The 13,042-nt window shown below is 60.7% G+C and carries 5 protein-coding genes, 6 tRNA genes and 3 pseudogenes; 13 read left to right on the top strand and 1 reads right to left on the bottom strand.

Annotated elements, in window-relative coordinates:
- The first annotated feature begins 78 nt into the window (after positions 1 to 78).
- The 9 genes from pgsA (at position 79) to ACQVLG_RS28105 (ending at position 3,825) form a co-directional block, all read left to right on the top strand.
- On the top strand, positions 79 to 663 hold the full coding sequence (gene pgsA, locus ACQVLG_RS28145; protein WP_215408951.1) for a CDP-diacylglycerol--glycerol-3-phosphate 3-phosphatidyltransferase: 585 nt from the start codon (positions 79 to 81) through the stop codon (positions 661 to 663).
- A 105-nt stretch (positions 664 to 768) separates the two neighbouring features.
- Positions 769 to 844: transfer RNA gene (locus ACQVLG_RS28140), tRNA-Gly, on the top strand.
- A gap of 92 nt (positions 845 to 936) precedes the next feature.
- Positions 937 to 1,012 (top strand) — tRNA-Gly (locus ACQVLG_RS28135).
- 71 nt (positions 1,013 to 1,083) lie between these two features.
- Positions 1,084 to 1,159 (top strand) — tRNA-Gly (locus ACQVLG_RS28130).
- A gap of 56 nt (positions 1,160 to 1,215) precedes the next feature.
- Positions 1,216 to 1,293, top strand: a tRNA-Gly gene (locus tag ACQVLG_RS28125).
- Between the two features lie 89 nt (positions 1,294 to 1,382).
- A tRNA-Gly gene (locus ACQVLG_RS28120) sits at positions 1,383 to 1,458 on the top strand.
- A gap of 42 nt (positions 1,459 to 1,500) precedes the next feature.
- A tRNA-Cys gene (locus ACQVLG_RS28115) sits at positions 1,501 to 1,574 on the top strand.
- Between the two features lie 277 nt (positions 1,575 to 1,851).
- Complete coding sequence (locus tag ACQVLG_RS28110) at positions 1,852 to 3,339, top strand: SulP family inorganic anion transporter (RefSeq protein WP_474291999.1); 1,488 nt, start codon at positions 1,852 to 1,854, stop codon at positions 3,337 to 3,339.
- Between the two features lie 33 nt (positions 3,340 to 3,372).
- Positions 3,373 to 3,825 carry a hypothetical protein gene (locus ACQVLG_RS28105; RefSeq protein ID WP_230540640.1) on the top strand — a complete coding sequence of 151 codons (453 nt, stop codon included), beginning with the start codon at positions 3,373 to 3,375 and terminating at the stop codon, positions 3,823 to 3,825.
- A 25-nt stretch (positions 3,826 to 3,850) separates the two neighbouring features.
- Here the strand turns inward: ACQVLG_RS28105 and ACQVLG_RS28100 are convergent, their stop codons facing one another.
- Positions 3,851 to 5,560 carry a methyl-accepting chemotaxis protein gene (locus ACQVLG_RS28100; protein ID WP_474291998.1) on the bottom strand — a complete coding sequence of 570 codons (1,710 nt, stop codon included), beginning with the start codon at positions 5,558 to 5,560 and terminating at the stop codon, positions 3,851 to 3,853.
- A 382-nt stretch (positions 5,561 to 5,942) separates the two neighbouring features.
- On the opposite strand from ACQVLG_RS28100, the pseudogene ACQVLG_RS28095 reads away from it, so the two are divergent.
- The 4 genes and pseudogenes from ACQVLG_RS28095 to ACQVLG_RS28080 all read left to right on the top strand — a co-directional run bounded on the left by ACQVLG_RS28095 (position 5,943) and on the right by ACQVLG_RS28080 (position 13,019).
- Positions 5,943 to 8,101: pseudogene (locus ACQVLG_RS28095) on the top strand (TonB-dependent receptor).
- Between the two features lie 247 nt (positions 8,102 to 8,348).
- Positions 8,349 to 11,422, top strand: a pseudogene (gene fdnG, locus ACQVLG_RS28090) (formate dehydrogenase-N subunit alpha).
- 13 nt (positions 11,423 to 11,435) lie between these two features.
- Positions 11,436 to 12,358: pseudogene (gene fdxH / locus ACQVLG_RS28085) on the top strand (formate dehydrogenase subunit beta).
- Positions 12,348 to 13,019, top strand: a complete 672-nt coding sequence (locus ACQVLG_RS28080) for a formate dehydrogenase subunit gamma (RefSeq protein ID WP_474291997.1) — start codon at positions 12,348 to 12,350, stop codon at positions 13,017 to 13,019. Before fdxH ends, ACQVLG_RS28080 begins: the two are co-directional and overlap by 11 nt.
- The last annotated feature ends 23 nt before the right edge of the window (positions 13,020 to 13,042 follow it).

The raw sequence follows: 13,042 nt of genomic DNA, 5'->3' as shown, positions 1-13,042 counted from the left end.
CCCCCGGGCCATGTAGACTAGTGGCGCTTTCTTCATACTTTCTTCATATTCAATTTACCCGTCGGCCGATTGCTTCTTATGCCTTTTAATATTCCCATCCTTTTGACCTGGCTGCGCGTGGCCCTGATTCCGCTCGTCGTCGGCGTGTTTTACCTGCCGCCGTCGATGCTGCTGCACGGCGACCAGAACCTGGTCGCCACCCTGGTCTTCATCATCGCCGCCGTCACGGACTGGTTCGACGGCTTCCTCGCGCGGCGCTGGAACCAGACCTCGGCCTTCGGCGCCTTCCTCGACCCCGTGGCCGACAAGCTGATGGTGGCGGGCGCCTTGCTGGTGCTGGTGCAGCTGGACCGTGTCAATGCCGTGCTGGCCTTCATCATCATCGGCCGCGAAATCACCATTTCCGCCTTGCGCGAATGGATGGCGCAGATCGGCGCGTCGAAATCGGTGGCCGTCAGCTCGATCGGCAAGATCAAGACGGCCGCGCAAATGACGGCCATTCCCCTGCTGCTGTACCACGAAGTGATCTTCGGCGCGATCGACACCCATGTGTGGGGCGAGAAGCTGCTGTGGATCGCCTGCGTGCTGACGGTGTGGTCGATGTTCTATTACTTGCGCCTGGCATGGCCGCTCATTAAAGAAAAAGCGGGAAATTTGCACTAAGAATAAGCAGGCGGCTGCTTTATGCGGAATATTTTGCAAAAGACCAGATATTGCCCGTTGACAGCCCCTGTAATCCCTCTATAATGCTGGCCTGTTGTTGATGACGCGGGAGTAGCTCAGTTGGTAGAGCGCAACCTTGCCAAGGTTGAGGTCGAGAGTTCGAGACTCTTCTCCCGCTCCAGTTTTCTGGATCGTGTCATAGGTAAAAACAGCAAATGCAGTAAAAAGTAGTACTGGCGATGTAGTAGAGCTTCTGATACAATGTTGTCCACTGCGGGAGTAGCTCAGTTGGTAGAGCGCAACCTTGCCAAGGTTGAGGTCGAGAGTTCGAGACTCTTCTCCCGCTCCAGTGAACACTGGATCAGCAGTAAAGCAGCACTGGTAAACGGTAGCAAAAGGCAGTAAAATAGCGGTTCGTATGCGGGAGTAGCTCAGTTGGTAGAGCGCAACCTTGCCAAGGTTGAGGTCGAGAGTTCGAGACTCTTCTCCCGCTCCAGCGAACGCTGGTGCAGTGCAGCAAGAATGGCAGTGGCAGAAAATAGAAGCTCCAATGCGGGAGTAGCTCAGTTGGTAGAGCGCGCAACCTTGCCAAGGTTGAGGTCGAGAGTTCGAGACTCTTCTCCCGCTCCAGAATTCTAAAGGGAAGCTAAGCTGGCTTCCTTTTTTTATCAGCCGCAAAGCAGTCATGCGGCGTGATTAAGCGGTAAACAAGCTCCAATGCGGGAGTAGCTCAGTTGGTAGAGCGCAACCTTGCCAAGGTTGAGGTCGAGAGTTCGAGACTCTTCTCCCGCTCCAGTTTTCAAGGTGGGCCGCAAGGCGCATCCAAGCAGTTCCTCTGGCGAGGTAGCAAAGAGGTTATGCAGCGGCCTGCAAAGCCGTTTAGACGGGTTCGATTCCCGTCCTCGCCTCCAGATGAAAAAAATAGCCCACTTTCGAGTGGGCTATTTTTTTGTCTGCGCTTTCGCCAGACTTTGTCCGCTGTGCATCTTGTATAATGCCAACAAGATCAGCCGCGCCGCCTGGCGCCGTGATGAAACTTCCCCTTTTCGCCATACCCGTGTAGTCACTGACGAAGTCTTTCCCCGTTAGACCTCGGCACGGCTTCTTTTTGACGCCCGCTGGCTTGGCTGCGCCTGATTATTTTCCATCCGGCCGGCATTTCCCTGTTCCAACTTTGGATACGCATCAATGATCAACGCAACTTTTCGGGAAGAGTGGTTCTCGAACATACAAAAAAATATCCTCGCTGGCTTGACCACCTCGTTCGCCCTGGTGCCGGAATGCATCGCCTTTGCCCTGGTGGCGCAGCTCAATCCCCTGATGGGCCTGTATGGCGCCTTCATCATTTGCGCATTGACGGCCATCTTTGGCGGGCGCCCGGGCATGATTTCGGGCGCTGCCGGTTCCATGGCCGTCGTCATCGTGGCACTCGTCGCCCAGCATGGCGTGCAGTATCTGCTGGCGACCGTGGTGCTAAGCGGCATCATCATGGCGCTGTTCGGCCTCTTGCGCCTGGGTAAGCTGATCCGCATGGTGCCCCACCCGGTGATGCTGGGCTTCGTGAACGGCCTGGCCGTCGTCATCGCCATGGCCCAGCTGGAACACTTTCGCCAGGCCACGCCGCACGGCGAAACCTGGCTGCAAGGCACGCCCTTGCTCGTGATGAGCGCGCTGGTGCTGCTCACCATGGCCATCGTCTACGTGTTGCCGCGCATCACGCGCGCCGTGCCGCCCGCGCTGGTGGCCATCCTCGGCGTGGGCGTGCTCAGCCATTTTCTGCACCTGCCCACGCGCACGCTGGGCGACCTCGCGCATATCGCCGGCGGCTTGCCGGCCCTGCACTGGCCTACGGTGCCGCTGGACATGGCCACCTTGCACATCATCTTGCCGTATGCGGCGCTGATGGCCATGGTGGGCTTGCTGGAAACCTTGCTCACTTTTAATCTCACGGATGAGATAACGGAAACGCGGGGCCAGCCCAACCGCGAATGCGTCGCCCTCGGTGCCTCGAACGTCGTCTCGGGCCTGTTTGGCGGCATGGGCGGCTGCGCCATGATCGGCCAGACGATGATCAACCTGAGCTCGGGCGGGCGCTCGCGCCTGTCGGGCGTGACGGCCGGCGTGATGATTTTATTGTTCATCCTGTTCCTGTCGCCGCTGATCGAGCGCATTCCGCTGGCCGCGCTGGTCGGCGTGATGTTCGTCGTGGCGCAGCAGACGTTTGCCTGGGGTTCCCTGCGCGTGCTGGGCAAGGTGCCGTTGCAGGATGCGCTGGTGATCGTTGCCGTGACGGTGATCACCGTGTTCACGGACCTGGCGACGGCAGTGCTGTGCGGCATCGTGATTGCCGCCTTGAATTTTGCCTGGCAGCATGCGCGCGACATGCGTGCCGACATCGATGACAGCAGCCCTGGCATGCGCGTGTACTTGCCGCACGGCACCCTGTTTTTCGCCTCGGTCACGCATTTTCTGGAACTGTTCCAGCCGGCCGCCGATCCTGCCCGCGTCATCCTCGATTGCCGGCATCTGCACATGGCCGACCACTCGGCCATCGCCGCCATCGAAGCCTTGTATGAACGCTATGACAAGGCGGGCAAGCACCTGCAGGTGACGCATCTGTCTGTCCGCAACCAGGCCTTGCTGCAGCGGGCCGGGGTGGATGTGAGCGTGGCGTAAAATACGGGATTGCTGAATGTCTGTGGAGTGTGAATGCTGTCGAAGGAACAAGAACAATTATTGCAACAAAGCCAGACGGCTTTTGATGCCTATTATGATGCGCTGGGCGCGTCGCTGGTCAATTTTGTCGAGCGCCTGGGCATCCAGCCCGCGCACGAAGTGCTGAGCAACGCGGCCGAATACCTGCCGTACATCGATGCGGCCATGCGCACCATCGTCATCCGCGACGAAAGCTGGCAATGGGTGAAAACCATGCTCGGCTACTTTATCGGCGAATACTTTGTGCAAGGTCATGCGGGTTGTTGGTATGTGGAAACGCGGGCCGAATCGCCGCATTTCTGCCGCATCATGGTGGGCGGCTTCGAGCATGGCATGCCGGCGGACGCCGCCATCGATCCGGAAGCGCTGGCGCTGGCATTCCTGGGGCAATCCGTGCCGCGCGAACTGGCGGCACTGATCGCCAAAGAGCAAGCCCGCGCGGCTTGATGCAGCGCGGCTTGATGCAGCAGATTTAAAACTCTTCCCAATCGCCTTCGGCCGGTGCCGTTGCCTTGCTGCTGGCGCGCGTCACGGGCAGGCGCAGGGCAGGGGCCTTGCGTGCGGGGGCGGTCGGGGTTGCTGGAGCCGCCGGCGCGCTGCGCTGCGCCGCTTTCACGCTGAAACGGTCGGTCGCCGCCGCGTTGGCGTCCAGGCGGAAGACGCTGACCACTTGCGCCAGTTCGCTCGCCTGTTCCTGCATCGCTTCGGCCGCTGCCGACGCTTCTTCCACCAGCGCCGCATTTTGCTGGGTTACCTGGTCCATTTCCGAAATGGCCTGGTTGACTTGCTCGATGCCCGCGCTCTGCTCTTCGCTGGCGTTGCTGATTTCGCTCATGATGGACGTGACGAAGCCGATGCTTTGCACGATTTCTTCCATCGTCTTGCCGGCCTTGTCGACCAGGTCCGTGCCCACGTCGACTTTTTGCACGGAATCGTCGATCAAGCCCTTGATTTCTTTCGCCGCCGCCGCCGAGCGCTGCGCCAGGTTGCGCACCTCGGTTGCCACGACGGCGAAGCCGCGGCCCTGTTCGCCGGCGCGCGCCGCTTCCACGGCCGCGTTCAGGGCCAGGATGTTGGTCTGGAAGGCGATGCCGTCGATGACAGAGATAATATCGACGATTTTCTTCGACGAGGTATTGATCTCGCCCATGGTGGCGACCACTTCGGCCACCACGGCGCCGCCGCGGCTGGCGATGCCGGCCGCGTCGCCAGCCAGTTTATTCGCCTGGCGCGCATTGTCCGCATTCTGCTTCACGGTACTGGTCAATTCTTCCATCGACGAGGCCGTTTCTTCCAGCGAACTGGCTTGCTGTTCCGTGCGCGAGGACAGATCCTGGTTGCCGGCGGCGATTTCCGCGGACGCCGTGGCGATGGTGTCGGTGCCGCTGCGCACCTGGCCGACGATGCCGACGAGGCTGTCGTTCATGGTTTTCAGGGCGTGCATCAGCTGCGCCGTTTCATCGCGGCCCTGCACCGTGATGGTGCTGCTCAGGTCGCCTGCTGCCACGGTTTCCGCCACTTTCACGGCGTCGCGGATGGGGCCGGTGATCGAGCGCGTGATCCACCACGCAAAACCGATGCCCATCAGCACGGCCAGCACGCCCATGGTGATCAGGAAGATGCGCGTACCGCTGTAAGCCTCGATGATGCTGGCGCCGACGCCGTCGGCCGCCTTGATCTGCATGCCGGCAAAGCGCTTCACTTCGGCCAGGTAGGCCACGGTGATCGGTGCGACTTCCTTCTCGAACACGATCTTGGCGCCGGCCACGTCGCCGTCTGCCTTCATCTTGAAGGCGCGTGCGCGCGTCGTCACGTAGTCGGTACGCACCTTGCGCACGACCTTGAATTGCTCGATCACGGCCGGGTTGAGCAGCGAGGCGACGATGTCGTCCTGCAGCTTGCTGGAACGGTCCGCATCGACTTTCAAGTCTTCCTCGATCTTGGCGCGCACGACAGGATCCGTGATTTCGAACGAGGCGACACCGCGCACGCTGTTGAGTTCAATGATCTTCGACCATTCGGCCACCATGCGCTGGTTCTTGATGCTGGTATTGATGAGGCGATAGGTCAGGTCGCTGGCCGTTTGCATGCGCACGAGGGCGGTGACGGTCAAGGCGGCAAGCAACAGCAATACGACAGCAAAGCCGACGCCAAGGCGGCTGCCGATGTTCAGGTTTTTCATGTAATTCCTAACAGTTTAATAGTCATGATCGCCGCCGCCAGCAGGGGCGGACAGGCGCCGCAAGGCGCAGGGGATCGGGGTCTTCGGGTGCCGCAGGATTGCTGTGCGGCGCGCCGCGCTGTGCACGGCGTTGGAGGTAAAACAAGGGGTGTGGCGGCCTGGGATGCCGCTAACCAGCAAACCGGAAGTATAGCATTGACGCGCGGAAATAGTTTTTTACGGCAATTTTAATTACTTATTGATATTAATTCATTGTTGCTTTTTTACGTCAAGTACCTAGTCTATAAGTACTATCACTTACATTTTGCCTTACTTTTCGCCATGCCGGCTGATAAAATACTAATGAGAATCATTCGTATTAAATCATCGACCAGGGAATTGTATGCAGCAACAGCACAAGCCAGGATGTAAACCGATCACTCTCGCCGTACTGGGCGCCCTGACCTTGGGCGCCACGCCATTGGCAGCCTGGGCTCAGGAAAGTTTGCCCGCCGTCACTGTGACGGCCTCGAAGGACAACGCCGGCTATGTCGCCGCCACCTCCGCCAGCGGCACCAAGACGGAAATGGCCTTGCGCGACGTGCCGCAGACGATCAACGTGGTGCCGGCTGCCGTGATCCGCGACCAGCATGCCGTGTCGATCCAGGACATCATGAAGAACATTCCCGGCGTGGGCCTGTCCACGGCGACGGCCAGCGCGACCAGGTGTTCATCCGCGGTTTCACGGCCATCGGCGACCAGTTCGTCGACGGCTTCCGCGACGATGCGCTGTATTTCCGCGACCTGTCGAACGTGGAGCGCCTGGAAGTGATCAAGGGGCCAGCCGCCGTGCTGTACGGCCGCGGTTCCTCGGGCGGCCTGGTGAACCGCATCACCAAAAAACCGGGTATCGATATCACGGACGTGGCGCTGAGTCTGACGAATACAAAAGGGCGCCGCGGCGAAGTCGACGTGGGCAGAGTCGGCGAGACGGTGGACTGGCGCGTCACGGGCGCGCGCGAATTGTCCGACAGCTACCGCGACCAGCAATTCATCAACCGCACGGCGATCGCGCCTTCCGTGGCCATCCGCCTCTCAAACGCGACGAAACTGCTGCTGCAGGGCGACTACCTGGAAGACCGCCGCCTGACGGACTTCGGCATCCCGTCCTGGCACGGCCGTCCCGTCGCCGTCGATGCGCGCACCTATTATGGCGCCGCGAATGCCCGCGATGCGGATTTCAGCCAGTCGCGCGTGGTCTCCACGGCCGCTACCCTGACGCACAAGTTCAGCGATAGTTTGTCGCTGCGCAATGCCTTCCGCTACTACGACTACCACCTGGACCGCAACAACACGAATATTTCCGGCAACGTCAACGAAGTCACAGGCACGATGAACCTCGGTCACGCCAAGCTCAACCGTGACGAGAGCGGCTGGTTCAACCAGACGGAACTGACGCAAAAGCTGGTCACGGGCAGCCTGCGCCACGAAGTGCTGTACGGCGCCGAGTTCGGCAAGCAGAACAAGGATGCCAGCAGCTGGGCCGCCATCGCTGTATCGACACCTGCGAAACCCGTGTCGATCTTCCATCCCGTGCTGCCCGTGGTCGACCGGACCAAGCTGGGCGCGCGCGGCGATACCTTCGGCACCTATGATACGGCCGCCGCCTACGTGCAGGACGCCATCAGTTTCAGCGACGAGTGGAACGCGCTGGCCGGCCTGCGCTATGACCGCTACAAGCAGCAGTCGCGCCTGGCCAATGCGCTAGGCGTGACGACGGCGGACCTGTCGCGCACGGATTCGGCCTACAGCCCCCGCGCCGGTCTCGTCTGGCAACCGGGCGCGGCGCAGTCGTACTACGCGTCGTGGAGCCGTTCGTTCCAGCCCAGCGGCGAGAACTTCGCCCTGGCCGCGAATAATGCCGACCTGGCGCCGGAAACCACGCGCAACACGGAAGTGGGCGCCAAGTACGACCTGTGGGGCGGCCGCGCCAACGCCACCGTCTCGCTGTTCCGCCTGGAGCGCGACAATATCAAGACCAGCGACCCGATCACCAACCGCATCGTGCCCGTCGGCACGCAGCGCACGGATGGCCTGGAGCTGACCTTCAATGCGGACTTGCACGATGGCTGGAAAATGATGGCCGGCTACGCTTACCTCGATGCCACCATCACCGATTCCATCGCCAAGGACAAGAGCGTCAATGTGCCAGGCAGCACCGTCGCCAGAGAAGTGCCGGTCAAGGGCAAGCGCGCCACTTTGACGGCGCGCAATACGGCCAACCTGTGGCTGACGAAAGACCTGGGCCACGGCTACACGGTGGGCGGCGGCGCGAATGCCGTCGGCAGCCGTTTCGCCAATGCGGGCAACACGGTGGTCTTGCCTGGCTACGTGACGGCCGACGCCATGGCCGCGTACCGCACGGGCCGCTATGAAGTGCAGCTGAACGTCAACAATATCGGCGACACGCGCTACATCGTTTCCGGCCATGGTTCCAGCCCGAACCTGAGCTTGCCGGGCGCGCCGCGCAACGTGGCGTTGACTTTGCGCTACAGCCTGTAATTTTTGCCGTTCCCCAACAAAACCCGCTCGCGAGCGGGTTTTTTCATGCCTGTCCATTTAGAGGAAATATTCGGTATGGATAAATTAATGTTGACTGCGAGTAATTTTTTCCGGCGGACTGAGCCTTGACTGGGTTTGAGGGGAAAATACGCGTCATACGGCACGGGCATGGTGCTTATATCTTAGTGATATGACACTGTCATGACGCCGTATGACTTTTTATTTACTCACATCATAGAGGTCTGATATGGTTCAGATATCCAGGCGCCAGTTCCTTCGGGTAACTGGCGCCACGATTGCTGGCTCCAGCCTCGCCTTGCTCGGTTTTGCGCCGGGGCAGGCGATGGCAGAAGTACGGCAATACAAGCTGGCTCGCACGACCGAGACCCGCAATACCTGTCCTTACTGTTCCGTTGGCTGCGGCGTTTTGCTGTATGGCCTGGGCGATGGCGCGAAAAACGCCGTCTCCAGCATCATCCACGTGGAAGGCGATGCCGATCACCCGGTCAACCGCGGCACCCTGTGCCCGAAAGGCGCCAGCCTGGTCGACTTCATCCACAGCCCGAACCGCCTGAAAGTGCCCGAATACCGCGCGCCGGGCGGCACGGAATGGCAACCGATCTCCTGGGATGTGGCGCTCGACAAGATCGCGCGCCTGATGAAGGATGACCGCGATGCCAACCTGATCGAAAAGAATGCCGACGGCAAGACCGTCAACCGCTGGCTCTCCACCGGCATGCTGGCCGCGTCCGCCGGCAGCAACGAGGTCGGGTATCTGACCCACAAGACAGTGCGCAGCATGGGGATGCTGACCTTTGATAATCAGGCGCGTGTATGACACGGACCGACGGTGGCAGGTCTTGCCCCGACGTTTGGCCGTGGCGCGATGACGAATCATTGGGTCGATATCAAGAATGCCGACGTGATCCTGGTCATGGGCGGCAATGCAGCAGAAGCACATCCTTGCGGATTCAAATGGGTAACGGAAGCGAAGGCGCATAACAAGGCCAAGCTGATCGTTGTCGATCCGCGTTTTACCCGTACCGCATCCGTGGCAGATTACTACTGCGCCACGCGTACCGGCACGGACATCGTCTTCCTCGGCGCGATCATCAATTATCTGCTGACGAACGACAAGATCCAGCATGAGTACGTGCGCAACTACACGGACATGCCTTTCATCGTGCGCGAAGACTATGCGTTCGAGGATGGCCTGTTCTCGGGTTTCGACAAGGAAAAAGGCAAGTACACCAACAAGGCCACCTGGGATTACGAGATCGGCGACGACGGCTATGCCAAGGTCGACCCGACCCTGGAACACCCGCGCTGTGTCTACCAGATGATGAAGAAGCACTACGCGCGCTACACGACCGAGATGGTCGAGCGCACGTGCGGCGTGTCGGCCGACAAGTTCCACAAGGTGGCCGAAGCCCTGGCTTCGACCGCCGTGCCGGGACGCGCCGGCACCATCCTGTACGCGCTGGGCTGGACGCACCACTCGACGGGCGCGCAAACCATCCGCACGGGCGCCATGGTGCAGTTGCTTTTGGGTAACATGGGTATCGCCGGCGGCGGCATGAACGCCTTGCGCGGCCACTCGAACATCCAGGGTCTGACCGACCTGGGCCTGATGTCGAACCTGTTGCCAGGCTACATGACCTTGCCGAACGAAGCGGAGCAGGATTTCGATGGCTATATCGCCGCGCGCGCCACCAAGCCGCTGCGGCCGAACCAGCTCAGCTACTGGAGCAATTACCGCAAGTTCCACGTCAGCTTCATGAAGACGTGGTGGGGCGATTTCGCCACGGCGGACAATAACTACGCCTACGACTACCTGCCGAAACTCGACAAGCCGTATGACTTGATGCAAGCCATCGAGTTGATGCACCAAGGCAAGATGACGGGCTATATCTGCCAGGGCTTCAATGTGCTGGCGTCCGCGCCGAACAAGCAGAAGGTCACGGAAGCGCTGTCGAAGCTGAAGTTCCTCGTCATCATGGATCCGCTGGCCGTGGAAACGGGCGAATTCTGGAAGGCGCACGGCCAATACCACGAAGTCGATCCCACCAAGATCATGACGGAAGTGTTCCGCTTGCCGACCAGCTGCTTCGCCGAAGAGCGCGGTTCGCTGGTGAGTTCCTCGCGCGTGCTGCAGTGTGGCACTGGCAGGCGGCCGAACCGCCGGGCCAGGCGCGCAGCGACCTGGAGATCATGTCGGGCCTGTTCTTGCGCATGCGCAGCATGTACAAGAAAGAGGGCGGCAAGTTCCCCGATCCTATCGTCAACCTGACGTGGAATTATGCGCAGCCGCATAACCCGCAGCCCGAAGAAATCGCCCGCGAATTCAACGGCAAGGCGCTGGCCGACTTGTACGATCCAAAAGATCCGACCAAGCTGCTGGTGAAGAAGGGCGAGCAGCTGGCGTCGTTTGCGCAATTGCGCGACGACGGCACGACCACCAGCGGTTGCTGGATCTTCGCCGGCAGCTGGACGCAGGCGGGCAACCAGATGGGACGGCGCGACAACAGCGACCCGACCGGCATCGGCCAGACCCTGGGCTGGGCCTGGGCGTGGCCGGCCAACCGCCGCGTGCTGTACAACCGCGCTTCGTGCGACCTGAAGGGCAAGGCTTTCGATCCGACCCGCAAGTTGATCGAATGGAATGGCACGAACTGGAGCGGGGCCGATATTCCCGACTTCAAGGCCGACGAACCGCCGGAAAACGGCATGGGGCCGTTCATCATGCTGGGCGAGGGCGTGGCGCGCTTCTTTGCGCGCGGGGCCATGGCCGAAGGGCCGTTCCCCGAGCATTACGAGCCGTTCGAAAATCCGCTGGGCTATAACCCCATGCACCCGAAAAACCCGCAAGCGACCAGCAATCCGGCCGCGCGCGTGTTTGCCGATGACCGCAAGCAATTCGGCACGCATGAGGAATACCCGCACGTGGCCACCAGCTACCGTTTGACCGAGCATTTCCATTACTGGACCAAGCATGCGCACCTGAATGCCATCATCCAGCCGCAGCAATTCGTCGAAATCGGCGAAGAGCTGGCCAAGAGCATCGGCGTCGTTGCCGGCGGAGAAGTGCGCGTCAGTTCCAAGCGCGGGCACATCATCGCCAAGGCCGTCGTTACCAAGCGCATCAAGGCCTTGATGATCGAAGGCAAACCGGTGCATACCGTGGGCCTGCCGCTGCACTGGGGCTTTACGGGCGTGGCCAAGCCGGGGTATCTGATCAATACCCTGACGCCGGGCGTGGGGGATGCGAATTCGCAAACGCCGGAATTCAAGTCCTTCCTGGTGAAGGTGGAAAAAGCATGATGGGAGCTCAATAATGGCACTGCAATCCTTAGATATCCGGCGCCTGTCGGCTACCACGGTGACGCCGCCGCAAGCACGCAGCCCGGTGACGGGCACCGTGGCCAAGCTGATCGATGTGTCGAAATGCATCGGCTGCAAGGCTTGCCAGACGGCGTGCATGGAATGGAACGACTTGCGTGACGAAGTCGGCGAAAACCATGGCACCTATGACAACCCGACGGACCTGACGCCGCAATCGTGGACGGTGATGCGTTTTGCCGAACACGAAAACAACGACGGCAACCTCGAGTGGCTGATCCGCAAGGATGGCTGCATGCACTGCGAGGACCCGGGCTGCCTGAAGGCCTGTCCGGCGCCGGGCGCCATCGTGCAGTACACGAACGGCATCGTGGATTTCCACCAGGAAAACTGCATCGGCTGCGGCTACTGCGTGGCCGGCTGTCCTTTCGACGTGCCCCGCATCTCGAAAAAGGACGACCGCGCCTACAAGTGCACCTTGTGCTCGGACCGCGTCGCCGTGGGCCAGGAACCGGCCTGCGTGAAGACGTGCCCGACGGGCGCCATCGTCTTCGGCACCAAGGAAGACATGAAGGTGCATGCGGAAGAGCGCATCGTCGACCTGAAGTCGCGCGGTTTCGAGAACGCGGGCCTGTACGATCCGCTGGGCGTGGGCGGCACGCACGTGATGTACGTGCTGCACCATGCCGACAAGCCGAAGCTGTATTCGAACTTGCCGGAACGCCCGCGCATCAGTCCGATGGTGGGCTTCTGGAAGGGCTGGTCCAAGCCGCTGGCCGTCGCCGGCATGGCGGCCACGGCCCCCTGGCAGGCCTGTTCCACTACACGCGTGTCGGTCCGAACGAAGTGAGCAAGGACGAAGAGCACGAGGCGCTGGAAGAGGCCAAGCGCATCCGGGAGGAACAGCATGAAGCATAGTGAACTTCACGATGGCAAGCTGCGCGACAAGGATGGCAATCCCTTGATCGAGCGCTACAACCCCAATGAGCGCACGAATCACTGGGTCACGGCCATCACCTTCGTCATGCTGGCCCTGTCCGGGCTGGCCATGTTCCATCCCTCAATGGCGTGGCTGGCGAACCTGTTCGGCGGCGGGCAATGGACGCGCATTTTGCATCCGTTTGCCGGCCTGGTGATGTTCGTCTCGTTCGCGATCCTGGTGCTGCGCTTCTGGCACCACAACAAGTTCGAGGACGGCGACAAGCAGTGGCTGAAACAGATGGACGACGTGCTGCACAACCGCGAGGAAAAGCTTCCGAAGATCGGCAAATACAATGCCGGCCAGAAGATCCTGTTCTTCGTGTTGCTGGTCAGCATGATTGGCTTGCTGCTGTCGGGCGTAGTGATCTGGCGCGCGTATTTTGCGTTCTATTTCCCCATCGACGTGGTGCGCTTTGCCGCCTTGCTGCATGCGGGTTGTGCTTTTGCCATCATCTGCGCCATCATCGTGCACATCTACGCGGCCCTGTGGGTCAAGGGCTCGATCGGCGCCATGGTACGCGGCACCGTCACCTATGGCTGGGCGCGCAAGCACCATCCGAAGTGGTTTGAGGCGGTGGTACGCAACAGCAAGGATTAAGCTGCCGTAAGCGATACCCTGCT

It is taken from the genome of Janthinobacterium sp. TPC_1 (genome assembly GCF_056037845.1).
Note: the sequence above shows the minus strand (reverse complement) of the source record. Positions and strands in the feature narration are given on the sequence as shown.